The following is a 24,847-nucleotide window of genomic DNA, read 5'->3' as shown; positions in this document are numbered from 1 at the left end:
AGGCTATCAGGGGGTGGTCAGAAGCCTGAGCCGGATGTCACGGAATTTGCGTCGCTCTTCAACGGACAGATCGGGGAAAAGTTCGCGTTCACTGGTCGTGTAGGCCACGAAGATCCGCGTCCGCGCTTCCAGTTCGTCCCCGTCAAACCCAAGGGTCTCGAACAGCCCCCGGATATGCGCCGTGCGCTTCTTCATCTCTTTGCGCCAGACCCGTGCGACTTTGGGGTCGTGTTGTGCCCACTGCCTGATGGCCGAATCAAATCTGCTCAGATTCGCCTGATCGACAACTTCCGATACAACAGACAATCGCTCAGTGGGTGAAGCGTCCGCATGTAAGCGTTCGCGAAAATACGGTGTGCCATCCAGTGTCAGCCAGTAGTCCAGCATCGCATTGTGCAAATCATTACGATCAGAGAAATGGTAGTAAAACCCACTCTTGGCGATCCCAAGCTGCGCGGCGATCCGTTCCACCCGCACAGCTTCTATCCCAGCCTTTTCCAAAGTTTCCAATGACGCGTGCAGCCAGTCCTGCTTGCTCTTGCGCGTTTTCGGCGTCGTTGTTCTTTCGGTCTTGGACATAAATCCCACGTAACAGACCGACGGTTGCACATCAATGATATGCGACAGTCCGCCTCTCCCTTCGTTGATGACAACGTTCCTGCTCAAGCGGTGCAAGCAGAAGCGTTCCTGACCCGAGTACTTGGCGGCATATCCGAAAACCGCGCAACGACCGTTTCTGGTGTGATCAACTTGATTGATACTGCCGCCACTTCTCCTTCGAAACGCCTTGACAATAGATGTACGGCTCCGTACATTTTTATAAACGGAACCGTCTATAAAGAAATTGTGGAGATTGGCTATGTCGAGGCTTAGATTGAAGGCAGCAGTTTTTCTGACAGCAATGGGTACTGTAACGGGTGCCGTAGCGCAGGAAGAAGATGCAACCGGGACTGACCCAAGGGCGTTCACCAGCAAGTTCATGCCCTATGCTCTCCACACCGAACTTGAAAACGGCGTAGAGGTGGATCAGGTCAACCTCTTCGGGATGTATGCCTTCTCGCCTGATATCGCGATGACGTATGACCTGCCAGTCTGGAAGGAAGTTGATGTTGGTGGCTTGTCAGGACCTTTGCCACCGCTTGGGCCAAATCCACCTGGTGGCAGCGGCGGCGTCCCGTCGGGCGCGTCACAATCGGGTATTGGCGATCTTGGTCTTCGGTTCTTTTACAAGCCGAGTCAGTTTCAATACGAGAAAAGTTCGCACATGGTCGGATTTGAACTGACGCTGCCGACCGCCACCGAACCCGTGCTCGGTGGCGATGCTTGGATTCTTTCACCGATGTACGTCTATGTGCGCGATGTCAAACTGCTCAGCCCGGGGTTCGCCGCCTTTATGAACTTTCTCGATTTTGACATCGACAAGGAAGATGGTGTCGATGACACACTCCAGTACCGTGGGCGGTGGTTCTTGATGCAGCCGTTGTCACGTCCGGGGCCGGGCCTGTTTGACGGAATTTACCTGCTGCCGGAATTGCAGCCGGTCTATGACTTCGAAACCGACGAATTTTCCCTATGGTTTGCGCCCGAGATTGGGAAAATGCTCCCCAATGGTGCCGCGTATTTAAAGCCGGGCTGGGGCATCAACAACACGAGCGGCAGCGATCGGGAATTTACGCTTGAAATCGGTTACAGGCACTTCTTCTGACCCTGCAACGCGAATACGGTGCCGTGGCGCAGCGCATCACCGCACAAGGACTGCCACAGTACTATTCGCTCAAGAGGAGTGAGCTTTATTCTCCTCTGTGTGTCGCTAATGCTGTGACTTATCCGCCCGCGCAAGTCATCGGCTTGCGGGATGTGGCAACCGAAACGACGACGCTTGCAAGGCTGCAGGCATTGGCGCGGGCTTTCTTCTGCATTCTCGTCGCGTTACTGTTCATTGGATGCACCCCGGCCCCGAACCTTATTGGCGTTTCAGACCCGGGCGCGGCTCCGATGCCAACAAAGCTGGACAATGTGCACCGGATATTTATCGTCACGTCCCGTCGGCCCTCCGATGATACGGGCGTTTTCTTTTCGGGTGATCGGTCCAACACAGTACACTTTGCAAGTGTCGACGTCTCGATCCCGCCGACGCATGTTATCGGCAACGTCGAATTGCCGCGACGGACCACGCCTGACCCGCGACAGCATTTCGTATTGGGCAACCCAAAGCGGATTGAAAACGCGAACAGTTTTCTTCAGCAGATCAACAAGGAAGCATCGATCAAAACGGTCGATGCGCGTTCCGGTCTTGTGTTTGTGCATGGTTACAATACCAACATGACCGAAGCCGTCGCGCGGCTGGCGCAGGTCGTCGAGGATACCGGATATCAAGGCGTCCCCATCCTGTTCTCGTGGCCCTCAACCAGTAACACGGTCGATTATGTCGCTGACATCAACAGTGCTGCGTTTTCGCGTGATGCCCTCGCCTCAACGATGATGACGCTCAACCGGTCGCGCCTTAGCGACTTCGATTTCATAGCGCACTCCATGGGCAACTTTCTCACCATGGAGGCCGCACGGACCCTTGCGCTCTCAGGCAATTTCCAGAAGGCGAGCCGCATGCAAACAGTTGTGCTTGCCGCGCCGGACATCGATTTGGATTTATTTGGCACACAAATTGCCAGTCTGCCCGAAGAAGTCCGGTCTATGTTCGTTGTTTTGATATCACGCGACGACAAGGCGCTGCGTCTGTCGCAGAAGATTGCGGGTGATCAGCCTCGCGTCGGAGCCGCTGACGCCGCGGAGCTGAGTGATCTCGGCCTGACGGTGATTGATCTGACAGACATCGAGGACAAGTCCAGCATCAACCATTTGAAGTTCGCAGCATCGCCGGAAATCGTGCAGCTGCTTGGAAAACGGCTGGCTGCGGGGGACGACCTGTCGACCGATCAAAGCACGGCAGGTGTTGCGATCCAAAAACTTGGCAGTGTTGTCGAAGTTGTCGGGCTTAATTGACCGATGCCGATTGACTGGCATCCGATACTTGAACACAGAGCCATCGTCGGAATTTCACTGTTCGTTTTATTGGTATTTCTGGCACGCAGACCAATCGCGTCGGTTTTGGTAAAGTGCGCATCCTTGCTCACCTCGGCGGCGTCTATGCCCATGTCCGACGCAGTTCGTAACAAACTAGAACAACCTATCCAGCTTGCGGTTGTGGCCATCGCAATTCTGATCGCCTCAAGGCAGTTGCTACCCCCCGGCGAGACAAGTGAACTTGTTCAGCGTGTGATATCTTCGATATTCATTTTGGGCGTTTTCGGGATCTGGTTTCAACTGGCGGAGACAATGGTCATTGCCATTCAGCCAAAGCGCGTGACTGGACTATCGCTTGAAACAAGTTGGCTCCTTCAAATTGCACGACTGATCATAGTGACGCTGTGTTTTACAGCCATATTGCAAAGATGGAACATTGAAATCGGAACGGCCATCACAGGCGTAGGCGTCCTAGGCGCCGCTGCGGCAATTGCCTCACAGGACTTACTGCGCAACATCGTAGCTGGCATGTCCAACATGGGCGAAAAACGCTTTCAACAAGGAGACTGGATAGAAGTCACGGGCATTGTGGAGGGAACAGTGGCCAAGGTGGACATCAGATCGACGACTGTATTGGGGTTGGACCGCATACCCTATTACATCCCAAACGCCGAACTTGCGAATGCGGTGGTGAGGAATAAGACACGACGCGATCATCGCAGGTTGATGCGTACCATTCACCTGTCTCCAAAAACCAGTTCTGCCCAACTTGAACAGATTGTTGCAGGTATCAGGCGCTATCTCTCGGAAAGCGGCGATTTTTGCGACGGAAGCGAGTATCTGAGGCTCGCAAACGTTGACGACATCTCGCACGGGACCATCGACATTGCGATTTACGCGTTCACGCACACGAACGATTATCCTCTTTTTGCGGCAGTCTGCGAGCGTTTGAATCAGTCCATTTTGGAAACCGTCGAAAAGTCTGGAGCAGAATTGACCAACCCGCTGAACAAATTTGTTACCTCAAAACAAGAACTCCATTAGTCATGCCCAAATCCAACTCTATTGGTGCTTCTGAAACGAGGGTCCTTGTACGGTGTCCTGGTTATGAAAGCCGCGTTCGGGACGAATTCTTCGGATCGATATCTATGACCGTCAATTGTTTTGAAACTCAGTTCGATAAGCTACGATCCGAGCAAACGAACCAAACGTCTGTTTTCTGTCCTAAGCAACCGCTGATGGGGTTGAATCTGATGTTCACTATGGGCTCGATGCGGTCATCTGAGGCTTCTGGTCAGGTGACAGCTAAGCGCCGCTGAGCGGTCGTTCGGTCACACAAAACCGAACTTTCTGTTCTTAATGACCGGTTCGGGCGATAGCAGACGCTGGTCAAAAACTCGTCTATGACCGCCATGCGGACAAAGTCTCCTTCGACAAACCCTCCATTCAGTTTCACATGGTCTTGTTGTCAAACGACCGGTATGCACAGGAAGGGAGGACATCTGTGGAGCGTCAACTCGCAGCAATTCTGGTCGCCGATATGGTCGGTTACACAAGTCGGATGGAACAGGACGAGTCTGGCACTCTTACTGCTTTTTCTGCTTGCATGGATCAAATAGTCACGCCTCTCGTAAACCGTCATCGTGGACGCATTATCAAGCTTATGGGTGATGGCCTTCTGGCCAGTTTCAATAGTGCCGCTGATGCGGTTTCTTGCGCCATCGAATGGCAACGGGCGACCTCGGAAGGGTCCGACCCGATCCGTTTCCGCATCGGTATCAACCTCGGTGACATCATCATGCAAGATGGTGATGTCTTCGGGTCGGGCGTCAACCTTGCAGCGCGTTTGGAGCAATTGGCGCCTCCCGGAGGCGTGCTTGTCTCTGACGCGGTATATCGTGTGGTCGGCAACCGCATTCCAGTTCCATGGGAGGATGCGGGCACGCACTCCATCAAGAATGTTATCGAGCCGGTGCGCGCTTGGCGCGTTGCGGGAGAGGAAAAAGCGGACGCTGAACCGCCGAAACCGGCGGCTGTCAAGAAAGCTGCCATCGCGGTTCTGCCCCTACACAACATGAGCGACGACCCTGAGCAGGCATTTTTCAGCGACGGCATTGTGGAAGATATTATCATGGGCTTGTCGCGCTTTCGTACGCTTCAGGTTATTTCCCGAAACGCGTCTTTCAGATTCAGAGCACAAGACATCGATCCCGCGGAAATTGCTGCGGCGTTGGGCGCCGATTATCTTGTTGAGGGCAGTGTTCGAAAGGCTGGAAGTCGGGTCAGGATTTCTGTGCAGCTCGCCGATGCAGTAACTGGCACGCAGTTGTGGTCGGAACGCTATGACCGCGAATTGGAAGACATCCTATCCGTACAGGACGAAGTGACCCGCAGCATAGTGGCTGTACTACCAGGCCGTGTGCAGCATGATTTTGTCGACCGCTCAGCACAGAAACCGGCAGATGAAATGAAGGCCTATGAATTGATGCTGAGAAGCAAGGCTCTCCGTGACGGACTGAATGCCCGGGACACTGCCAAAGCGCGCGCATTGCTGGAACGGGCCATCGCACTCGATCCGTCCATGGCCCGATCTTATATGTACCTCTCTGACACCTATGTTATCGACCTTTGGCTTGGACTGGCGGACCCAGACGCTCCTGATCACGCGTTGCACATCGCCCGTAAGGGCGCGGCTCTGGACAACCGAGACCCCTACATTCAAGATCAACTGGGGTTTGCCTATTTGTGCGCAAGGCTCTGGGATGAAGCCGACGTACAGTTCGAAAAGACGATATCGCTGATCGAGAACGAGGCTGAATCTATGGCTTGGTGTGGCTATGGTATTTTGTTGCTGGGACGTCATGACAAGGCGCGGGAAGTGGTCTTAGAGGCGATGCGGTTGGACCCATTACATCCTCCTGCGATCGACTGGATAATGGGGCAGGTCGAATTTTTTTGCGGAAACTTTGAGGCCGCGCTCGGATTGCTGATTGGAGAGGCGCGGCTAAATTCTTTGGCCGCGGCTTTCATGGCCGCTTCTTATGCGCATCTTGGCCGGCAAACTGAGGCGGCGGCAGCCTTGCAGGACTTTATTTCGGAACGTCGCGATGAGTTTGGCAGCCGAGGCATTGAGGTGACCGAAGAAAACTTTTCCATTCTTGCGCATGGTTTCAAAAGCATGTGGCGGCAATCAGACGATTTCGAACTACTGGCCGTTGGCTTGCGCAAGGCCGGACTGTCTAATTAGCGGCAAGTCATCAGTCGTCATCCGATAGATTTGGACTCTCTCCCGCCGTTAGATCGGTCGCAGCATCTTACCCATCAGATGCCGCAGCCACTAGAAAGAACGGCCCAAAGCAGCCTTCCGAAGCAGGCCAATGCGCCGCAGTGCAGAAAAACGACCCGACTGCGAACTCGCGGCTCGGGGACAAAGAAGGCGTCCAAAATTTTGGTCTTTCCGAAGGTAGACTTGTTCGGGTTTGAAGGTCCTGTTACCGTTTAGGGATCAAACCTTTCCGGAAGGCATGGACACGCTAATGACACCTGACATCAATACGGCTCGAAAACTGGCCGAGGATCATTGTGCCGCCTGGACAGACGGAGCACCGGACCGTGTTGCCAGTAGGTATGCTGAGAAGACCTCTATGGCCATGAACGGCGGCGAGCCTATGACCAGTCGCGCTCAAATATCTGATATGGCTGAAGGTTTCATGGCTGACTTCCCCGACCTTGTCCTTAGTCTCAATACCGTTCTCGTTGCGGATCATCACATGATTTATGCGTGGACGTTCGAAGGCATACAAAAAGATACAGGAAACCACGTTCGCTTTTCTGGATGGGAAGAATGGGACCTGGATGAAAACCTAAATGTGAGCAAATCGTTAGGTTGGTACGACGGCGCTGACTATGACCGACAAGTTGCAGGGGCGTGACGTTTCAAATGCACGACCAGGCAACGACAAACTGGGCTCGAAGCCGACTTGCGGCGGTGCAGCACTGGTTTTTCGGTTTCCAGCGCCCCTTTGGAGATGCTGCGATGACCGCTATCAGCCCAAACCGGACGTTCACTAGAAAAACTTAAACGGCCATGACGCGGACAAAACAGTCGTTTACTGCTGTGCAGGATCGGATCGTCAATCTAGTAAATTAGTTCGCGTCCGATATGAGCTTTAAGACGATAAGCAACTTCAATCGAAACCCGCTGCGCGAAGGCCATTCAACAACTCCTGAGAGTGACCGCTAGCGGCGAGGTTGCCTGCGAAAATCTCTGCCTCGAAGAACGGATAAAGCTCCAAGGTCGCTTCGAATTGTTCGTGCGCGAGATCGTCGCGGCCGAGTTTTGCGTACGCGGCGGCCATGACCGCGTGAGGTGCGGGGTCCTCATCTATGAAGTTGGCGGACCGTTTCAAAACACTCACTGCTTCGGAATAGCGGCCCTGAAAGTAGTAGCCAATTGCGAGATTTGTGAACAGCCAGCTTGAAGGCTCTGGGTCTAGCTGCAATGTCAGCTCGCCATGCGCAATGCCCTTTTCGATTGCGCCGGAGAATGTAAGAACGCCAGCGCACGATGCGTGGGCTCTGGCGGCATTCGGGTTTTGCGCGATTGCTGCCTCGCAATACTCCTGAGCCGACTGAAGATCGTTTTTCATCCAGTGTAGCTCGGCCAGTGCACTGAGAGCGGGAACATTGTCTGGCGCGAAATTGAGCGCGCGTTTCGCGAACTTCTCACCTGAGTCTATGGCCTGTCCGGGCCACTCGTTCCACCCCCACCAGACTTCGTTTACGTAGGTCCAAGCCAGTTCGGCAAGTGCATCCGCATATTGTGGATCTAGGCCAATGGCCTGTTGCAACAGATCCCGTGCCTCGAGATTGGCTTCGCGGTCCACGCGGTGCATTGCATATCGACCACGCAGAACAAAATCATAGGCTGACATTGCGCTCGTGGGCCGGTCGAGTGTCAACTTTTGCTCTACAGTTTCGATGCCTAAGGCCAGAGCGCCCGCAGCTTTCCCTGTAATTTCGTCTTGAAGAGCAAAAATATCTTCGTCAGCGCCTTCGATTTGCTGTGACCAAAGCAGGTTGCCATTCGTTGCATCAGTCAACTGTACAGAAAGCCGTATCAATTCATTATTGCGCCGGATCGTGCCGCCGATCACATAACGCGCCTTGAGGTTCTGACGGATGTCGGAGAGGTCAGCAGTGCGCCCTTGATAGGGCGCTACCGCATTCCATGACAAAACAACGATCTCTGAAAACTGGCCAAGATGAACGATGATTTCCTGAGTGAAACCTTCTGCAAAATAAGCAGCTTCCGGAGGGGCTCCGAGTTCCGTGAAAGGGAGCACAGCAAGCACCGGACGTTCTTGTGACGCTGCGGTTTCGGTTTGGCGCTCTGACCAGAAAGCGGGCTGCCCGCCTAGAAAAAAAACTGCGAATGCTGTCAGAAGGATGAGTGCGCACAGACCTGCACGCATCTGCCTGCGTCCTCCGGCGTGCGCGACCAAGGTGTGCACGCCTGCCGACGGTTGCTCAAAAGGAGGCTGAGCAACATATATGCGTAACGGAACGTTAATGTTCTTGAGCGTGTGTTCCCCAGTGTCGCGAAATACAACGTCGGCCCTTTGTCCAAGTTGTTCAAGGGCGGCGCCGGTGATGGCGATGCCTCCGGGCGGAGACTTGGATTGAACGCGAGCGGCTACATTCACGCCGTCACCAAAAATGTCTTCTCCGTCAGTTATCACATCGCCGATATTCACTCCAATTCGAAACTGAACGCGTTGCGAGTTTGGTTCTGTCGGAGTTTCAAACATGGTGCGCTGTATCTCTAAAGCAGCTGACACCGCTTGCACTATGCTGGAGAACTCCGCCAGAAAAGCATCACCAGCGGTACTTACTATTCGTCCCTGATAACGTCCTACGGTATTGCTGCAGGTCGCCATAACTTCTTTCACGATGCTGTGGGTGGCGTTTTCGTTGGTACCCATCATTGCACTGAAACCGACAATGTCGGCGTAAACAATGGCGGCAAGCCTTCTGTTTGCTTCCTGCTCGTGTGATTTCACGATTGCGTATAATCCCCTGAATTATACCAGTTCGGTCCAGATCTGTGCTACTATTCGCGCATCCATAGGGAGACAGTAACGATGAAGTCGTTTCGCCTCAAAACCCTTTTTGCCGCTGCGATGACCCTGATGCTTGCCAGCCTGCCATCTGCCTACGCGGAAGAGCTGATTAATGCTAAGAAAAATCAATTGGCGGTAAAAGGTTACGATGTCGTCGCATATTTCACCATTGGAGCGCCTACGCCCGGGTCAGAAGACTTCGAGTACGTCTGGCGCGACGTGCGTTGGCGGTTTTCGTCTATGGAACACAAAGTCGCGTTTGAATCCGATCCGACAAAGTATACGCCACGCTATGGCGGATACTGTGCGGGCGGGATGGCATTGGGCCGCCGCGCTCCAATCGATCCGGAAGCCTTTGTGATCGTGGACGGCAAACTCTATTTGAACTTCGACAAACCAACGGCGGAAGAGTTTCGCGCCACCCCTGAAGAGAGTATTGCGAAGGCGGATGCTAACTGGGAGCAAATGAACAAGCCTTGACAATTTGTTCCTGCGCGTCTGTCGAAATTTCTGGTACCAAAAGCAGGTCGTTTCCGCATAGCTAAGCTTCAGACAATAGTCTTGAGCCGGCTCAGAAATCGAAGCTCGGCAACTTAAATGATTGCTTCCAAGCAATGCTTAATGGTCTGCTAGATACCGTGCTGGCATCGAATTGATTGCACCTCGTCTCTAACTCTCGTGTCGAGACAAAAGATGACCCCTTTGGGCTCCGAGCAGACATCCGACTAATTTACTCAGATGACGGCTTTACTGCGTTAAACAGACGTTCGCCAAGTTAGATATCAGACAAATCAACTTACAAAGCAACTGTGCAGCGTTCGCATATAGTGTTATAATATTACATATGTAGTGGCCGTGCGTGAAGACTTCAATAAAAGACACCGGCCCAACAGACCACGCGTTTTGAGAAGGCTAACTGCATGACAAAACTTGAAGAGATCAAAGACAAAACGCCGAAATATGATTTATTCACCTTCGACCGGGACGAAGGTGGTGCGTTGCATGTTCGGCAACACGGCGAAGATGCCCTGGAAAAGATTTATGGTAGCGACAGCCCGGCGGTAAACGAGGCTTTATTCTGCCATGGATATCTCACCCTAAATTCTTCAGAGGTTGAAGACGGCTCAAAAGACATGCGCGGTTTTCTCCCTGCGATCGTTAGAGACATAGGCCCGCGGGACGGTGTAGAGCGTATGTTGGCAGTACAAATGGCGACGACGCACATTGCGCTGATGCGGCAGGGTGGTCGGATGGCCAATGCCGATCAACTCCCTCAGTTCGAAGTGCATGAGAGGGCGTACAACAAACTGGCGCGCGCCTACGCAGCCCAGGTTGAGGCTTTGCGCAAGCACAGAAACGGCGGCAAGCAGACCGTCACAGTGCAGCATGTCAATGTAGAAGACGGAGGTCAGGCCATTGTTGGCAATGTTGAGACCGGGGGGAGGGGCACAAATGAAAAGTAACGCCAACCCCATGCACAGGGCACACGCGTCACCACGATGCACTGCGACCTCGAAGCGCAGTGGGCAACGATGCAAGGCTCCGGCTGTCACGGGTTGGAGAGTCTGCAGGATGCACGGCGCTGGTGGCGGGCACGGCTCTGGCAAAGCCAACCCCGCTTACAAACACGGCATACGCTCGCGCGAATATGTCGAAATGCGCAAGGCGATCAATGATCTGGTGCGGGAAGAGAAAGCGATCGAGACCTTGATAGAGTGACGTCTGCTTTCCTTCGAAAGAATAAAACCCGTAAACACGCCTGTGTCAGGATTCCTGTTGTTGCATCAAAAACTTGGCTCACTGGCGACACAGTGGTGACACGGACAACCAGAAAACCATCGCGTTTTCCGCTAAGTCTTTGAAAACAGTGGTGAGCCGTGCAGGATTCGAACCTGCGACCCACTGATTAAAAGTCAGTTGCTCTACCAACTGAGCTAACGGCCCACTAGGTGGCTTAACTAGAAAGAGTCTCAGGGAGGGTCAAGCCCTTTATCGGCTTATTTTCACAGACATACTGGATAGTTTCAGCGCACGGGTCTATATCGCCGCCATGCGTAATGATCGCCACTCTGAACTGCCCTTTATGAAGATGCACGGGCTTGGCAACGACTTTGTCGTGCTGGATGCGCGCGCGGGTGAGATCGAGGTCACTCCGGCGTTGGCAGTTGCCTTGGCCGACAGACATCGCGGGGTGGGGTTTGACCAGCTGGCGGTCATTTCAAACGGCCAGCAAGACGTCCACCTGACTTTCTACAATGCGGACGGGTCTCTCTCTGCGGCTTGCGGAAACGCGACGCGGTGTATTGCACGGTTTATCATGCGCGAAACCGGACAGACCGCGCTGAACCTCACAACCGATCGCGGGTTATTGCGCGCTGTCGACGCGGGAAACGGGCAAACATCCGTCAACATGGGCCATCCCATGACAGAGTGGCACGAAATCCCACTGGCGCAAGACTGCGACACCCTGCATCTGCCCATTGACGGAGACCCGGTCGCCACGGGGATGGGCAACCCGCATTGCAGCTTTTTCGTTGCAGATGTCGATGACGTGGACATGACAGAGCTCGGTCCGCGGATCGAGCACCACCCGCTTTTTCCCGAGCGTACCAACGTCCAGATTGCCGCGCGGGTGGGGCCGGATCATCTGCGCATGCGCGTCTGGGAACGTGGCGTGGGCATGACGCTGGCCTCCGGCTCTTCGACCTGCGCGGTAGGGGTTGGCGCGGTGCGACGTGAAATTACCGGTCGAAAGCTGCGAATTGATCTGGACGGCGGTACACTCTTTATTGACTGGCGCGAAGACGGCGTCTGGATGACCGGCCCCACGGCCCATGTATTTTCTGGCGTGCTGACGCCTGAGTTTCTGGATGGTGCCACATGAACGCACCTGTCTTTTCCACCCTTGGATGCCGCCTGAACACCTATGAAACCGAAGCCATGAAAGAACTGGCAGCGGAGGCCGGCATCGAGAACGCGGTGGTCGTGAATACCTGCGCGGTGACCGCCGAAGCGGTGCGCAAGGCCCGAAGCACCATTCGCAAGATGCGCCGTGAACATCCAGAGGCGCGGCTGATCGTGACGGGTTGTGCCGCACAGACAGAGCCAGAGACCTTTGCCGCAATGGCCGAGGTGGATGCGGTCATCGGGAACACCGAAAAGATGCAGCCAGACACATGGCAGGGGCTGGCAGCCGATTTCATCGGCGAAACCCAAGCCGTACAGGTTGACGACATCATGTCAGTAACCGAGACGGCAGGGCATCTGATCGACGGGTTCGGAACGCGAAGCAGGGCGTATGTGCAGGTCCAGAACGGCTGCGATCACCGCTGCACGTTCTGCATCATTCCTTTTGGTCGCGGTAATTCGCGGTCTGTCCCGGCGGGCGTGGTGGTCGACCAAATCAAACGGCTGGTGGATCGTGGCTATAACGAAGTCGTTCTGACCGGTGTTGACCTGACCAGTTGGGGGGCCGATCTGCCCGCCACACCGCGCCTTGGTGATCTGGTGCTGCGGATTTTGAAGCTTGTTCCCGATTTGCCGCGCCTTCGGATCAGCTCGATTGACAGCATCGAGGTCGACGACGCACTGATGCAGGCAATTGCAACAGAGCCGCGCCTGATGCCGCATTTGCATTTGTCGCTGCAGCATGGGGACAACATGATTCTCAAGCGGATGAAACGGCGTCACCTGAGAGATGATGCAATCGCCTTTGCCGAGCAGGCACGTGCGCTCCGGCCCGAGATGACGTTCGGGGCCGATATTATCGCAGGCTTTCCGACCGAAACCGAGGCCATGTTTGAAAACAGCCTCGCCTTGGTAAAAGACTGCGATCTGACGTGGCTGCATGTGTTCCCCTACTCGGCGCGGGCCGGCACGCCCGCTGCGCGTATGCCTGCCGTACCCGGCCCTGTAATCAAGGAGCGGGCCGCCCGACTGCGCGCCGCTGGCGAGGCGCAGGTCAAGCGCCATTTGCAGGCTCAGATTGGGCGGCATCATCAGGTGCTTATGGAAAACCCGCATATGGGAAGAACAGAGCAATTCACCGAAGTCACCTTTCACGATCCCCAGCCTGAAGGATCTATTGTGAATGGACGGATCACTGACACAAGCGACGCCGGTTTGATTGCCGTTCGGGTTTAAAACCCCTCTCATAAAACCCATTGCCCGCAATACGCGCAGCGGTTAGCCTTTGACGGCGCGCGTGAACCGTTAACGGAGGTGGCGGAATGGATAGCACTGATCTGCCGAAAACAGGCTTTTTGGCGAATGCCTCGCAGGAGCTAACAAACCTGCTGAATTCGGTAGCAACAGAAGTGGAACTGGCCGAGGGCGAAGTGCTGTTTGAACAGGGCGCTCCCGGTGACGCGCTCTATGCAATCATCAAGGGTTCGCTCGAATTCAGCATTTTGTCACGCGAGGGGCGCAAGCTCTCGCTCGATGTGATGCGACCCGGCGCGCTATTTGGTGAGATTTCTCTTTTCGATCCGGGTATGCGGACGGCCACCGTCACAGCACTGGAGCCGTCGCGTGTGCGCGGCGTCAAGAACGCGGACGTATTGCGGAAGATTCGCGAAACTCCGGATCTGGGTATTGACATGATCCAATTGGCAGGCAAGCGCATGCGCTGGATGGGCAGCCAACTCAACGAGCAGGTATTCCTTCCAATGCCCGCGCGGTTGGCACGCAAGATTTTATATCTGACAGTTGATGGCTCGGAGCAGCTTGCCATGCTGACACTGTCACAGGCAGAACTTGCCGAGTTTGTGGGTGCCACGCGCGAAGCTGTTTCCAAGACGCTGTCGCTGTGGAAACGCGCCGGCGTGATTGATGCCTCGCGTGGTGGCGTCAAGGTGCTTGACCGCGACGCTCTGCAGGTCATGGCAGATCTTCATCAAATTTAATTTCGTTTTGTGAAGCGCGTCACAGACCGCGATTCGCTTTTACGGCATGGTGAGCTCAATCAAGGAGAAAGACTCACCTTTATTCCCCGTATTGGGGACCGGCTGTAAAAGGAATGGAAAGATGGAAAGCCAAAAGACAAGTCAACCTAGCTCGGCGCGGGCAAAAACGCCACTGGAACAACCTTCCCCGGTACGCGCATTGATCACATGGCTCGTCGAAGCCGATCGCGAATTTCGCGTCGCGCAATCCATGGTGAATGATACCCACGACAGACTCTGAAAACAGCCTTTCAGCAAGGCATCACGCCGGCTGGGCGCCGTTGGCCCGGCCGGCGTTTTTATTTCTGAAACGATCAAATGAGCGGCAAATGTGAAATAGATCACATACACCGATTCTGCCTGCTGGTATAAGTTAACGTATTGAAGCCATCTGTAATCAGTGTGAGCAACCGGTACGGAACGCACTCATCTGGTAACTAGGTAAATTTGATAAATGTGAAGCGACGGCGAAAACCGAACTTGAAAGCTTATGCTGCCATGTCTCAGGCGATCGTTTTCCTTCTTATTTCGACTCTCCCCAGGGTCTGTCATTAGCCTCTTTTACGAGGTGCAGACGAGAAACCCCCCGCGCATCACTGCACGGGGGGTTTTTTTCTTTCGCCGGTATTTGGCGCGTATCAGCTTTGCTTCTTGCCTTTAACAGGCGCCCAAATGCGCTTGTTGGTCAGATACAGCAGCACTGACAAAACGGTCAGGAACAGCACGCCGACAAAACCTGCCTGCTTGCGGGCCATCATCTTGGGCTCTGATGTCCACATCAGGAATGCTGCGACATCCTGAGACAGGTTCTCGAGGTCATTCTCATGACCGTCTGCAAACTCGACCAATTCGTCCTCAAGCGGTGGTGCCATGGCAATCCACCCACCCGGGAAGGCCTTGTTCTCGTAGAGAACCACGCCTGCCTCTTCTTTTTCCTCGCCAGTGTAGCCGCTCAGCAGCGACGCAATATATTCCGGGCCGCCCATCCCTTTGAAGAACTGGTTGATCCCCAGACCGTAGGGGCCGTGGAAACCTGCGCGGGCCTTGGCCATAAGGCTGAGGTCGGGCGCGTTCTCGAGGTTGGAACCGGGAAAGTGGTCTGACGGAAGCGCGGAACGGAAATCGTCGATCTCCGCATCGTAGACCTCGTAGTTTTCCGCATAGGCACGCACCTGATCTTCGGGCAGGTGTGGCCCGCCCTCATCAGCCAGCGTCCGCAGGGGAACGTACTGCAATCCGTGACATGCTGCACAAACCTCAGTGTAGATCTGAAGGCCCCGCTGCAGCTGGTTTTGGTCAAACGTGCCAAACGCGCCCTCAAACGAGAAATCGTAGTTCTCGATGTGGGTGTCATACGCGCCCGCTGCCGGTGCCGCCGTGGCAAACCCAAGGGCCGCCACAGCACTCAATGCAAGTGTTCTGAACATCACTTCTGTTCCTTTACTCAGCCGGGTTGACCAGCGTTTTTGTCCCGCCGACCTTATCGGCCTTATGCGCAGCGAAATCTTCTTCGATTGTCGCTGGTCGTGGCAACGGTTTCTCGATGACGCCGAGCAATGGCAGGATCACCAGGAAGTAGGCGAACCAGTAAGCCGACGCGATCAGCGAGATGGTGTTGAAAGGCTCTTCTGCCGGCATCGCACCGACCCACATCAGGACGAAGAAATCCACGACGAGCAGCGCAAACCACCACTTGAGCATCGGACGGTAACGCGCGGAACGCACCGAAGATGTGTCAAGCCAAGGTGCCAGCGCCATAACCGCAATCGCGCCGAACATTGCCAACACACCGAAGAACTTTGCGTCGATAATCCCGCCCGTCACAAAGGACGCAATCTGAACAACCCAGACCTCGTCGGTGAAGGCACGCAGGATGGCGTAGAACGGCAGGAAGTACCATTCCGGCACGATGTGTGCTGGCGTGGCAAGCGCATTCGCCTCGATGTAGTTATCGGGGTGGCCGAGGTAGTTTGGCATAAACCCGACAATTGCAAAGAACACCGCGAGGATCACAGCCAGTGCAAATAGGTCCTTGATCACGAAATATGGCCAGAATGGCAGCGTGTCTTTTTCCGCTTCTTCCTTGGACGTACGGCGCACTTCAACACCAGTCGGGTTGTTGTTGCCGGTTGTGTGGAAGGCCCAGATGTGCACGACAACGAGGCCAGCAATCACGAAGGGCAACAAGTAGTGAAGCGAGAAGAACCGGTTCAGCGTGGCGTTATCCACGGCTGGCCCGCCCAGCAGCCATGTCTGCAACGCTTCGCCGATGAAGGGGATCGCGCCAAACAGGCCGGTGATAACGGTCGCACCCCAGAAGGACATTTGCCCCCATGGCAATACGTAGCCCATAAAGGCTGTACCCATCATCAGCAGGTAGATCAGCATGCCGATAATCCACGTGATCTCACGCGGGGATTTGTACGATCCGTAGTAAAGACCGCGGAAAATATGCGCATATACCGCCACAAAGAACAGCGACGCGCCATTCATGTGCAGGTACCGCAGCATGTGCCCGCCGTTTACGTTGCGCATAATGTGCTCGATCGACGAGAACGCGTAATCAACGTGTGGCGTGTAGTGCATGACCAGCACGATGCCGGTGACGATTTGAAGTACCAGTACAAAGGTCAGCACGATACCCCAGATCCACATCCAGTTAAGGTTCTTGGGGGTTGGGATCATTAGCGTGTCGTACAGCAGGCCGACGATGGGCAGGCGCTTGGCGAGCCCTTTCTCCCAGTCTGCTTTTGGTTCGTAATGGTCGTGAGGAATTCCAGCCATGGTTATCTCCCTTAACCCAGTTTGATCGTGGTTTCGTCCACGAATTCGGCGACAGGCACCGGCAGGTTGCTTGGTGCGGGGCCTTTACGGATGCGCCCGGACAGGTCGTAGTGCGAACCGTGGCACGGGCAGAACCAGCCTCCAAAATCACCGGCATCGCCCAAAGGAACACACCCAAGGTGCGTACAAACGCCGATCATCACCAGCCACTCGCCCGCCTCGTCCAGCGAGCGGTTTTCGTCCGCAGCATCGGTGCCCGAGGCCAGATTGGCGTTCTCGGCGGAACCATCCGGCAGGTCGGACACGTCAACGTCACGCGCTGCTGCGATCTCTTCTTCGGTGCGGCGGCGGATAAACACGGGCTTGCCGAGCCACTTCACCGTCAATTGGGTGCCGGGCTCAACCGCGCTTACATCAACTCGGATCGATGCCAGAGCGCGCACATCGGCGGATGGATTCATCTGGTGGACCAGAGGCCATACGGCAGCTCCGGCCACTACAGCACCGGCGCCGCCGGTCGCGTAGTAGAGAAAATCTCTACGGGTGCCTTCGTGTTCTTCTGCTTGCGACACAGGTATTCTCCATTTCAATGGCCGGGTGCCGGCCCATAGACATCGTTGTCGCGTCAAGACGCAACTGTGCTCCAGCGGGTATTTAGCGTTGTGCTTCGCCCCAGTCCAGTGATCTTGGCTGCGCAAACCGTCGCAGGTTGACCATGTTTTCGCTAAAAAACCCCCAACAGCGATGCGGGGTTATCCAAAATTGCCACGATCACGCGTCCGGAGGCATCGTCGCCTGCATCGACGGCCGCGATTCGAAATCTTCATGCCACGCGGCCAGTGCTTCGCGCCCCTGCTTCCAATTTCGGGCATCGTGGCGGAAATTAAGGTACGACAGCGCACAGGCGACAGAGATATTCGCCATGGTGACCGGACCCGAAAGGTGGCTCATCCACCGTGCATTTAGCACGTCCAGCGCGCGAGACACCTTTTCCCACTGAGCCTCGACCCAACCGTCGGATTGCTCGTTCTCTGGGCGCAGGCGGCGCTCGTAGGCCATGGATACCGCCGAATCCATAATCCCGTCGCCGGTTGCCTCCAGCGTCAGGTTTTCCCACTTTCCAATGCCCTGCGGATAGAAATTCCCGCCGAAATGGTCATTCAGATAGTTTGTGATGACCCGACTGTCATAGAGTGTCACGCCATCGTCACGCTGGAGCGATGGCAGCTTACCAAGAGGATTGGCCGCCTTGAGCGCTTCATCAGAGGCAAATGCCGTTGTCACGACCGGTTCAAGTTGAACGGCATCGGATTTGCCCAGTTCGTGGAGCAGGACAACCGTTTTGCGAACGTATGGCGACGCGGCGGAGTGGAAAAGTTTCATAAGCTGTGCTCCTCTGGATCGGTTGGATGAGACGGTACCAGAGTTGTCAGCCCTGTCCATCCGCAGCGCGCATGCGGTTTGCAAGATCGTTCAAACCCGTGCCGATGCCATGTGCTTCGACGTGGTCGGCGGCCTGCAGGCGCACAGCATCCGGCTTGTTCTGGTTCAGCTTCCACGTGCCGTCCGTGGCTTCGACTGTCATGCGGCAGGGAACGATCGCACGCATCATCCGCGCCATCACGCCGTCGCTCATCTTGGCGGATGTCCATGGCGGTTTGGGCAGCAGCCTTTGCTCGAACAATTCCGACTGTCTGTCGAGGATGCCGTTTAGTTCGTTATCCGGCCGCAGTTCCAGCGTGCCTGTGACATGCACCGCTATGTAATTCCACGTGGGCACCTGATCCTCGACAACATACCAATCCGGTGAGATGTAGCTGTCCGGCCCGCTGACCGCGATTTTTGCCGGGCGCGGTTCTTTGAGCGCGCGCGCAATGGGGTTGGATCGCACGAGGTGGAGCCAAAGATGCGAGCCGTCCTCATCCAGCAGAAACGGCACGTGCGCGAAATGCGGCGCGGCGCCATCGACGCTTACGCCGAGTATGCCGAATGCCCGGTCGCGCGCGTAGGCCAGATTACGTGCATCGGTTTCAGTGTGAAAAACTGGGTTGGGGTGCATCTTGTTGCCTCTTGATCCCGCGACTCTTTCCTCTTGCAGGCTGGCGCACTGCTTGGCAAGGTCCCGGTATTCTCAGGGCGGGGTGAAATTCCCCACCGGCGGTATGTGGGCCAGACCCACGAGCCCGCGAGCGGCCTCGGCGACGGGGTGTCAGCAGATCTGGTGAGAGGCCAGAGCCGACGGTGATAGTCCGGATGAAAGAGAATGCGACTGAACGCGGTATCCGTTACCGAGCGCAGGCGTGATCGCCTTGGGTGGACGTGTCTTTGCAACCAAGGAGATCAGAAATGACACACACCCGTTTTGCCTTTGTCAAAGCCCGCTGGCACGCGGAAATCGTGGATCGGGCCTATGACGGTTTCGTTGAGAGAATTCCGGCACAGCAGGTCGACTGCTTTGACGTACCGGGCGCCTTTGAACTGCCGCTAATGGCGCGCGATCTTGCTGCCTCGGCGCAGTATGGCGCCGTCATTTGCGCAGCGCTTGTGGTGGACGGCGGGATATATCGTCATGATTTTGTGGCGCAATCCGTCGTGGATGGGCTGATGCGGGCAAGTCTTGATACCGGTGTGCCGGTCCTGTCAGTGTCCCTGACACCCCATCACTTTCAGGAGACGCCACACCACGTTGGACTCTACAGGGACCATTTTGTCATCAAGGGGCGCGAAGCCGCGGATGCCGCTTTGGGCATTTTGAAGGCGCGGTGCAGCCTTCCTGCACCAAAAGCCGCTTAGCCAAGGTACGCGCGCAGCGCCGGGGGCGGGTTTTTCAGCAAGGCATCTGCCGCAACCGGCGGATGCGCCTGCCCTCCTTCAACAAAGATGACGTCATCAGCGATGCGGGTGACGTCTTCGGGTGCGTGGGTGACCATCAGAAGCGTCGCACCGGTCTCGGTCGCCAATGACGCGACAAGATCAAGCATCTCGTTGCGCAGAGCAGGACCAAGGGCCGCAAAGGGTTCATCAAGTGCGAGGATCGGCTTTTGCTGGAGCAATACGCGTGCGAGCGCGGCACGGCTTTGCTGACCACCCGAGAGGGCGCCGGGTTTGCGGGTAGCAAAGCCACCCAACCCGACACGTGCTATCGCAGCGGCCACCTTGTCATGCTCTTGCGGTGTCAGGCGCAGGCCCGGACGCAGACCCAGACCAACGTTTTGCGCGACCGTCAGATGCGGAAACAGGTTATTGTCCTGAAACAGCATTGCCACTGGTCGTGCGCCGGGGCGTTCATCAGAAATTTCTGTGCCGGACCAGAGAATACGGCCCCTTTCCAGCGGGATAAAGCCGCCAAGCGCACCAAGCAGTGTGGACTTGCCCGCCCCTGACGGCCCGATCAGCGCAACCTTTCTGCCTGCCGCTACTTCCCAGTTGGCCGCGAGGCGGAACGTTCCTTGCGTGATACCCACCGTGTCAAACTTCAGCATGCCAGCGCCCCCCCTTGTCGCAGATCCAGAACACGCCCAGCGCCATAACGAGCAAGAGCAGAGCAGCACCCGCCGCCGCATCCAGACGATAGGCGCCCATCAATCGATACATCTGCAGCGGAAGTGTTGTGCGATCGGGATCAGCAAACAACGCGATGACCCCCAGATCACCAATAGACAAGGCACCCGTCAACCCGGCCGCAAAGCCGATCTGCGGCCTTGTCCGTGGCAGAATGACCAGCCGCCATGCCGTCCACCCTTGCAAATTCAGTGCCGCGCATAGGCGCCAGTGGCCGTCGATCGCATCGCGAACCGCCGGAACCAGAATGCGCAAGGCAAACGGAAGGGCCATGAGTGCATTTACCAAAGCCGTCACCGGCAGGGACAGGCGCACCGGATCGGCCACCGGGTTCAGCAAAATGAACCAACCTGTGCCGATCATCAAAGGTGAAGCTGACAGGCCCAACAGCCCTATCGCTTCGACGCTGCCGCGCGCATTTGTTGCGATCCACGCCGACAACGGCAAGGCGAGCGCCAATAGGACCGCCACGCTCAACCCGGCCACCCATAAGGATACGCCAGCGGACGCCCAGACAGACCCGGGCATGTGCATCACACCCGCAGCACCGGCAAGCACGACGGACAACAGAGGGATCAGAAGGAAGCCGGCGCCCAGCGCAATGGCAGTACCGTCGACCAGACGTTGCACACCGCCGCGCGCGTCCCACCGGGCCACCTGCCTGTCGATGCCCCCTGCAAGTGGAATTTTCGGCACGATCCACAGCGCCAACGCTGCCGTTCCCCCTGCCAATACCAGTTGGACAACAGACAGCATGGCCGCCTTTGACAAGTCAAAATCAAATCGAAAGGCCTGATAGATTGCCAGTTCAATTGTCGTCGCGCGCGGACCGCCCCCCAAGGTCAGAGCCACCGCAAAACTTGTCAGGCAAATGACAAAAATCAGGGCCGCCGCGCCGGGCAGGATGCGCAGCAGCATCGGCCATTCGAGCGTGCGAAAGACGACGTGCGGCGGCAGATCTAACTGTGCCGCCAGCCTGAACCGCTCTGTCGGGATCATTTGCCACCCCTGCAGCAAGAGGCGCGTGGCCAGCGGCAGATTAAAAAAGACATGGGCAAGGACAACCCCGTGTACCCCGTAGATAGAGATCGTGGGCAGGCCGACTGCCTCCAAGATGACATTTACCCAACCAGAGCGACCAAACACTGCCAGCAGCCCCAAAATGGCGACGATCACCGGCAGGATAAAAGGGGCACCGAGCAGCGTAATAAGTATTTGTCGGCCTGGCATCCTGCGACGCGCCAGAGCACGCGCGAGCGGCACTGCAAAAAGTGCTGACAAAACTGCCGACCACAATGCCTGAACAACGGTAAATCGGATGGCCTGCCAAGCGGCAGCATCCAGCCCTGCACCGGGTTCGGCGCGCAAGCCGATGCCCACAAACGCCAAAAGAACCGCCGCGACGATGAAACCCGCCGCGACGATCCCGCCAGTTCTGCTTATTGGCTCAAGCTTGCGCGCCATGTTTCGATCGCTGCCGCCTGTATCTCTGCCGCTTCGGTCTCGGAGTAGAACAGCACATTCTGCGGCAGGTTGAGTTCTGCCCACCCTTCCGGCCAGTCAGATTGAGGCAGCGCCGAAGGCAGCGACCAGTTCGCCGTCGGGATCATGGTCTGAAAGTCGCGGCTCAACACATACGCCATGAAAGCATCCGCCAGTTCGGGCTGGTCGGTACCTGCGATCTTGCCGACGGTTTCAACCATGAAATAGTGACCTTCGGGGAAGATCGCCGCCTTTTTGGTGAAATCCTCTTCGGCGAACATGTGATAGGCAGGCGACGTGGTATAGCTGAGCACCATATCCGCCTCACCGTCTGTAAACAGGCCGTAGCTCGTCGACCAGTCCTTGGTCACCGTGAGGATCTTGGGCGCGAGCTTGTTCCATGCCTCACCGGCATTCTCGCCGTAAACGGCCTGAACCCAAAGCACGAGCGCGAGCCCCGAGATCGAAGTGCGTGGATCCTGAATGACGATTTTTACATCATCAGGCAGGTCGAGCAGCGCATCGAAGCTGGCCGGCGGGGCGTCCATTGTGGTTTCGTTGTAGATGAAGGCGGTATGACCGTAGTTGAACGGCAGAAACGTATCATCCGTCCAGTCGATTGGCAGCGTTAGTGCCGCGTTGTCCTGCCCGTGCGGGGCAAACAGCCCGGTTGCGCGCGCTTTGGCGGTCACATCTGATGTCAGCCCTATCACCACATCTGCCTTTGTGCGTTCACCCTCCAGCAACAGGCGCGGCATCAGGTCGCCCGTCGACCACTGCAGGTCACAACCGCAGAATTTCTCGAATTCGGCCTCGATGATCGGGCCGGGGCCCCATTCAGAAGTAAAGTAGTCGCCCGCGTAAACTGTCAGCACGGGCGTATCTGCCGCGACCTGCGTCGCTGCCAACAGACTAGCTGCAATCAAAGTTCTTCGCATGATCAATCCTTTTCATATGCGTCGAACGGCGAAAGAGGATGAGATGCTCACCTTCCCTCCGCCGGTTCTAACCGGTTCAGGTTCTACGGGTCCGTGCAGGATGCACATCTCAGCCTTGCGGCCCCCCGAGGTACGCTCAGACGTAGTGGTCGCTCTGACGAAAGGCAAGCGATAAGCACTTGAGGCGCGGCGCTGGCCCCGTTAAGCACCGATGCGACAAGGGAGATTGCAAGATGTCGATCAACAGTTTCGGTCACCTGTTCCGGGTCACCACTTGGGGAGAGAGCCACGGACCCGCACTGGGTGCGACTGTCGACGGTTGCCCACCCGGCGTGCCGATTGACCCGGCGGCGATCCAGCAATGGCTCGACAAGCGCAAACCCGGTCAGAACAAGTACACCACCCAGCGTCGCGAAGCGGACGAGGTTAAAATCCTCTCCGGCACCTTTGAGGGCGTCACCACCGGAACGCCGGTGCAGCTGATGATCGAAAACACCGATCAACGTTCGAAAGACTACGGGGACATCAAAAACAAGTTCCGCCCCGGCCACGCAGACATAACCTACTACCAAAAGTACGGTATCCGTGATTATCGCGGTGGCGGTCGCTCCTCTGCACGCGAGACGGCAGCACGTGTCGCGGCGGGTGGCTTGGCACGCGCGGCGATCGCAGCACTCGCGCCAGGTGTGCAGATCAAAGGTTACATGACGCGCATGGGTGCTCATGAAATAGATCGCGACCGGTTCGACTGGGACCAGATCGATCAAAACCCGTTCTGGACCCCTGACGCGGAAGCGGCCCGTTCTTGGGCCGATTATCTGGACGGGCTGCGCAAGTCCGGCTCCTCGGTTGGCGCTGTTATCGAAGTTGTGGCCCGCGGTGTCCCTGCAGGCCTTGGCGCGCCGATCTACGGCAAACTCGACACAGATCTGGCCGCCGCGATGATGAGCATCAATGCGGTCAAGGGTGTCGAAATTGGCGAAGGAATGTCGGCAGCGATGCTGACCGGCGAACTGAATGCAGACGAGATCAGTATGGGCCCTGATGGCCCGGTATTCTCTTCAAACCACGCAGGCGGCATTCTGGGCGGCATCAGCACCGGTCAGGACATCGTGGTGCGCTTTGCGGTCAAACCAACGTCGTCTATCCTGACGACCCGCAAGACCATCACCAAGACAGGTGAAGACACAGAGATCATCACCAAAGGCCGGCATGACCCCTGCGTCGGCATCCGCGCCGTGCCGGTTGGCGAGGCGATGATGGCCTGTGTGATCCTCGATCACCTGCTGCTCCACCGCGGCCAGATCGGTGGAAATCAGGGGCATATCGGCTGATCAGCCATCCTGAGCGCGTAGCAGCGCGTCAATGCCCTGCACGCTTTGCTCGACAATTCCCAAGGGCAGACAGGATCTGGCGAGCACCTGCAGGCCAACATATTGGGTCAGCAGCAGGTTTGCGAGAACCTGCCGCTTGGGCGCACTCAGTCCAGCGTGCAGCGTTGAAGCCGCCAGCGCGTGATCAATCCCGTCACGCAAACGCCGCAAACCTGTCTGAACTGCCGCTGCAATCTGCGGGTCAGACATTTCAACGCCAGACGACGCCGTACACAACATGCATCCGCGCCTGTCGCCTGCATCAACCTGCTGCACGACCGATTTGAATAAACCGATGATACGCAAACGCCCATCTGCCACATAAGGGTCGGTCAGACGCGCCACCAGAGGCTCGACCACGGACACCTCGTAAAGGTCCAGAACCCGCAGATAGAGCGACTTTTTATCATGAAAGGCCTTGTAGAGGCTGCCCCGCGTCAACCCCATGCCGCTAAGCAAATCCGGCAGCGACGCATCCTGATAGCCTTTCTCCCAAAACACATCCGCCGCACGGCGGATTACTTGTGCTTCATCAAACTCTCTTGGACGTGCCACTGCGGACCCCTGCTCTACCCACGGCGCAGCATAGTTAGGAACCACACGCGCCACAATGGAGCCTGCTT

At 56.4% G+C, this 24,847-nt stretch carries 25 protein-coding genes, 1 tRNA gene and 2 riboswitches; of the genes, 14 read left to right on the top strand and 12 right to left on the bottom strand.

The genetic code is table 11. The features are described from left to right. Nucleotides 1–6: 6 nt before the first annotated feature. A complete protein-coding gene (locus tag AC2D8V_RS01030) occupies nucleotides 7–579 on the bottom strand; it encodes a TetR/AcrR family transcriptional regulator (protein ID WP_484731654.1) in 573 nt (190 codons plus the stop codon). A gap of 322 nt (nucleotides 580–901) precedes the next feature. Between AC2D8V_RS01030 and AC2D8V_RS01025 the strand changes: the two genes are divergently transcribed. The 5 genes from AC2D8V_RS01025 to AC2D8V_RS01005 all read left to right on the top strand — a co-directional run bounded on the left by AC2D8V_RS01025 (nucleotide 902) and on the right by AC2D8V_RS01005 (nucleotide 6,953). Continuing rightward, a complete protein-coding gene (locus AC2D8V_RS01025) occupies nucleotides 902–1,705 on the top strand; it encodes a hypothetical protein (RefSeq protein ID WP_484731653.1) in 804 nt (267 codons plus the stop codon). Nucleotides 1,706–1,728: 23 nt separating this feature from the next. Then, nucleotides 1,729–3,000: an alpha/beta hydrolase gene (locus tag AC2D8V_RS01020; RefSeq protein ID WP_484731652.1), complete on the top strand. Its 1,272-nt coding sequence runs from the start codon at nucleotides 1,729–1,731 to the stop codon at nucleotides 2,998–3,000. A 333-nt stretch (nucleotides 3,001–3,333) separates the two neighbouring features. Continuing rightward, complete coding sequence (locus AC2D8V_RS01015) at nucleotides 3,334–4,065, top strand: mechanosensitive ion channel family protein (RefSeq protein ID WP_484731651.1); 732 nt, start codon at nucleotides 3,334–3,336, stop codon at nucleotides 4,063–4,065. A 460-nt stretch (nucleotides 4,066–4,525) separates the two neighbouring features. Next, nucleotides 4,526–6,268, top strand: a complete 1,743-nt coding sequence (locus tag AC2D8V_RS01010; protein WP_484731650.1) for an adenylate/guanylate cyclase domain-containing protein — start codon at nucleotides 4,526–4,528, stop codon at nucleotides 6,266–6,268. A gap of 289 nt (nucleotides 6,269–6,557) precedes the next feature. Next, the gene (locus AC2D8V_RS01005; RefSeq protein ID WP_484731649.1) at nucleotides 6,558–6,953 is read left to right on the top strand and encodes a nuclear transport factor 2 family protein; all 396 of its coding nucleotides are present in this window, start codon (nucleotides 6,558–6,560) and stop codon (nucleotides 6,951–6,953) included. Between the two features lie 255 nt (nucleotides 6,954–7,208). Here the strand turns inward: AC2D8V_RS01005 and AC2D8V_RS01000 are convergent, their stop codons facing one another. Then, the gene (locus tag AC2D8V_RS01000; protein WP_484731648.1) at nucleotides 7,209–9,083 is read right to left on the bottom strand and encodes an adenylate/guanylate cyclase domain-containing protein; all 1,875 of its coding nucleotides are present in this window, start codon (nucleotides 9,081–9,083) and stop codon (nucleotides 7,209–7,211) included. A 120-nt stretch (nucleotides 9,084–9,203) separates the two neighbouring features. On the opposite strand from AC2D8V_RS01000, the gene AC2D8V_RS00995 reads away from it, so the two are divergent. The 3 genes from AC2D8V_RS00995 to AC2D8V_RS00985 all read left to right on the top strand — a co-directional run bounded on the left by AC2D8V_RS00995 (nucleotide 9,204) and on the right by AC2D8V_RS00985 (nucleotide 10,862). Beyond that, nucleotides 9,204–9,623, top strand: a complete 420-nt coding sequence (locus tag AC2D8V_RS00995; RefSeq protein WP_484731647.1) for a YHS domain-containing (seleno)protein — start codon at nucleotides 9,204–9,206, stop codon at nucleotides 9,621–9,623. Nucleotides 9,624–10,063: 440 nt separating this feature from the next. Continuing rightward, nucleotides 10,064–10,606, top strand: a complete 543-nt coding sequence (locus AC2D8V_RS00990; RefSeq protein WP_484731646.1) for a hypothetical protein — start codon at nucleotides 10,064–10,066, stop codon at nucleotides 10,604–10,606. Nucleotides 10,607–10,715: 109 nt separating this feature from the next. Further along, nucleotides 10,716–10,862 (top strand): hypothetical protein, encoded by a 147-nt coding sequence (locus tag AC2D8V_RS00985; RefSeq protein WP_484731645.1) that lies wholly within the window; start codon nucleotides 10,716–10,718, stop codon nucleotides 10,860–10,862. Between the two features lie 149 nt (nucleotides 10,863–11,011). Here the strand turns inward: AC2D8V_RS00985 and AC2D8V_RS00980 are convergent. Further along, a tRNA-Lys gene (locus AC2D8V_RS00980) sits at nucleotides 11,012–11,087 on the bottom strand. A 106-nt stretch (nucleotides 11,088–11,193) separates the two neighbouring features. Between AC2D8V_RS00980 and dapF the strand changes: the two genes are divergently transcribed. The 4 genes from dapF to AC2D8V_RS00960 all read left to right on the top strand — a co-directional run bounded on the left by dapF (nucleotide 11,194) and on the right by AC2D8V_RS00960 (nucleotide 14,327). After that, nucleotides 11,194–12,027: a diaminopimelate epimerase gene (dapF, locus tag AC2D8V_RS00975; RefSeq protein ID WP_484731644.1), complete on the top strand. Its 834-nt coding sequence runs from the start codon at nucleotides 11,194–11,196 to the stop codon at nucleotides 12,025–12,027. Beyond that, nucleotides 12,024–13,286 carry a tRNA (N(6)-L-threonylcarbamoyladenosine(37)-C(2))-methylthiotransferase MtaB gene (mtaB, locus tag AC2D8V_RS00970; protein WP_484731643.1) on the top strand — a complete coding sequence of 421 codons (1,263 nt, stop codon included), beginning with the start codon at nucleotides 12,024–12,026 and terminating at the stop codon, nucleotides 13,284–13,286. Before dapF ends, mtaB begins: the two co-directional genes overlap by 4 nt. An 86-nt stretch (nucleotides 13,287–13,372) precedes the next feature. Further along, on the top strand, nucleotides 13,373–14,047 hold the full coding sequence (locus AC2D8V_RS00965; RefSeq protein WP_484731642.1) for a Crp/Fnr family transcriptional regulator: 675 nt from the start codon (nucleotides 13,373–13,375) through the stop codon (nucleotides 14,045–14,047). A gap of 121 nt (nucleotides 14,048–14,168) precedes the next feature. Next, nucleotides 14,169–14,327, top strand: coding sequence for a hypothetical protein (locus AC2D8V_RS00960; RefSeq protein ID WP_484731641.1), 159 nt, complete (start codon nucleotides 14,169–14,171; stop codon nucleotides 14,325–14,327). 397 nt (nucleotides 14,328–14,724) lie between these two features. On the opposite strand, the gene AC2D8V_RS00955 is transcribed toward AC2D8V_RS00960, so the two are convergent. The 5 genes from AC2D8V_RS00955 to AC2D8V_RS00935 form a co-directional block, all read right to left on the bottom strand. Next, nucleotides 14,725–15,513 carry a cytochrome c1 gene (locus AC2D8V_RS00955; RefSeq protein ID WP_484731640.1) on the bottom strand — a complete coding sequence of 263 codons (789 nt, stop codon included), beginning with the start codon at nucleotides 15,511–15,513 and terminating at the stop codon, nucleotides 14,725–14,727. A 13-nt stretch (nucleotides 15,514–15,526) separates the two neighbouring features. Further along, nucleotides 15,527–16,870, bottom strand: a complete 1,344-nt coding sequence (gene petB / locus AC2D8V_RS00950) for a cytochrome b (RefSeq protein WP_484731639.1) — start codon at nucleotides 16,868–16,870, stop codon at nucleotides 15,527–15,529. Between the two features lie 11 nt (nucleotides 16,871–16,881). Further along, entirely contained in the window at nucleotides 16,882–17,442 is a 561-nt protein-coding gene (gene petA / locus AC2D8V_RS00945; protein WP_484731638.1) for a ubiquinol-cytochrome c reductase iron-sulfur subunit, read from the bottom strand. A 199-nt stretch (nucleotides 17,443–17,641) separates the two neighbouring features. Further along, on the bottom strand, nucleotides 17,642–18,253 hold the full coding sequence (locus tag AC2D8V_RS00940; protein ID WP_484731637.1) for a glutathione S-transferase: 612 nt from the start codon (nucleotides 18,251–18,253) through the stop codon (nucleotides 17,642–17,644). Between the two features lie 46 nt (nucleotides 18,254–18,299). Further along, nucleotides 18,300–18,929: an FMN-binding negative transcriptional regulator gene (locus AC2D8V_RS00935; protein WP_484731636.1), complete on the bottom strand. Its 630-nt coding sequence runs from the start codon at nucleotides 18,927–18,929 to the stop codon at nucleotides 18,300–18,302. A 64-nt stretch (nucleotides 18,930–18,993) separates the two neighbouring features. After that, nucleotides 18,994–19,139: riboswitch (FMN riboswitch) on the top strand. 77 nt (nucleotides 19,140–19,216) lie between these two features. Between AC2D8V_RS00935 and AC2D8V_RS00930 the strand changes: the two genes are divergently transcribed. Beyond that, on the top strand, nucleotides 19,217–19,663 hold the full coding sequence (locus AC2D8V_RS00930) for a 6,7-dimethyl-8-ribityllumazine synthase (protein WP_484731635.1): 447 nt from the start codon (nucleotides 19,217–19,219) through the stop codon (nucleotides 19,661–19,663). Here AC2D8V_RS00930 and AC2D8V_RS00925 read toward each other — a convergent pair. Genes AC2D8V_RS00925 through AC2D8V_RS00915 form a run of 3 tightly spaced genes read right to left on the bottom strand, consistent with a single transcriptional unit; the run spans nucleotide 19,660 to nucleotide 22,851 of the window. Continuing rightward, complete coding sequence (locus tag AC2D8V_RS00925) at nucleotides 19,660–20,352, bottom strand: thiamine ABC transporter ATP-binding protein (protein WP_484731634.1); 693 nt, start codon at nucleotides 20,350–20,352, stop codon at nucleotides 19,660–19,662. The genes AC2D8V_RS00930 and AC2D8V_RS00925 overlap by 4 nt on opposite strands. Then, the gene (locus tag AC2D8V_RS00920; protein WP_484731633.1) at nucleotides 20,339–21,895 is read right to left on the bottom strand and encodes a thiamine/thiamine pyrophosphate ABC transporter permease ThiP; all 1,557 of its coding nucleotides are present in this window, start codon (nucleotides 21,893–21,895) and stop codon (nucleotides 20,339–20,341) included. The genes AC2D8V_RS00925 and AC2D8V_RS00920 overlap by 14 nt, the downstream gene beginning before the upstream one ends. Next, the gene (locus tag AC2D8V_RS00915; RefSeq protein WP_484731632.1) at nucleotides 21,871–22,851 is read right to left on the bottom strand and encodes a thiamine ABC transporter substrate-binding protein; all 981 of its coding nucleotides are present in this window, start codon (nucleotides 22,849–22,851) and stop codon (nucleotides 21,871–21,873) included. Before AC2D8V_RS00915 ends, AC2D8V_RS00920 begins: the two co-directional genes overlap by 25 nt. Before the next feature lie 36 nt (nucleotides 22,852–22,887). Then, a riboswitch (TPP riboswitch) is annotated at nucleotides 22,888–22,989 on the bottom strand. Between the two features lie 95 nt (nucleotides 22,990–23,084). Here AC2D8V_RS00915 and aroC point away from each other — a divergent pair. Further along, nucleotides 23,085–24,185 (top strand): chorismate synthase, encoded by a 1,101-nt coding sequence (aroC, locus tag AC2D8V_RS00910; protein ID WP_484731631.1) that lies wholly within the window; start codon nucleotides 23,085–23,087, stop codon nucleotides 24,183–24,185. Here the strand turns inward: aroC and AC2D8V_RS00905 are convergent, their stop codons facing one another. After that, entirely contained in the window at nucleotides 24,186–24,779 is a 594-nt protein-coding gene (locus AC2D8V_RS00905) for a TetR/AcrR family transcriptional regulator (RefSeq protein ID WP_484731630.1), read from the bottom strand. Nucleotides 24,780–24,847 lie beyond the last annotated feature (68 nt).

This window comes from Roseobacter sp. YIN89 (genome assembly GCF_057219365.1).
This window is presented reverse-complemented; position numbering and strand designations above follow the sequence as displayed.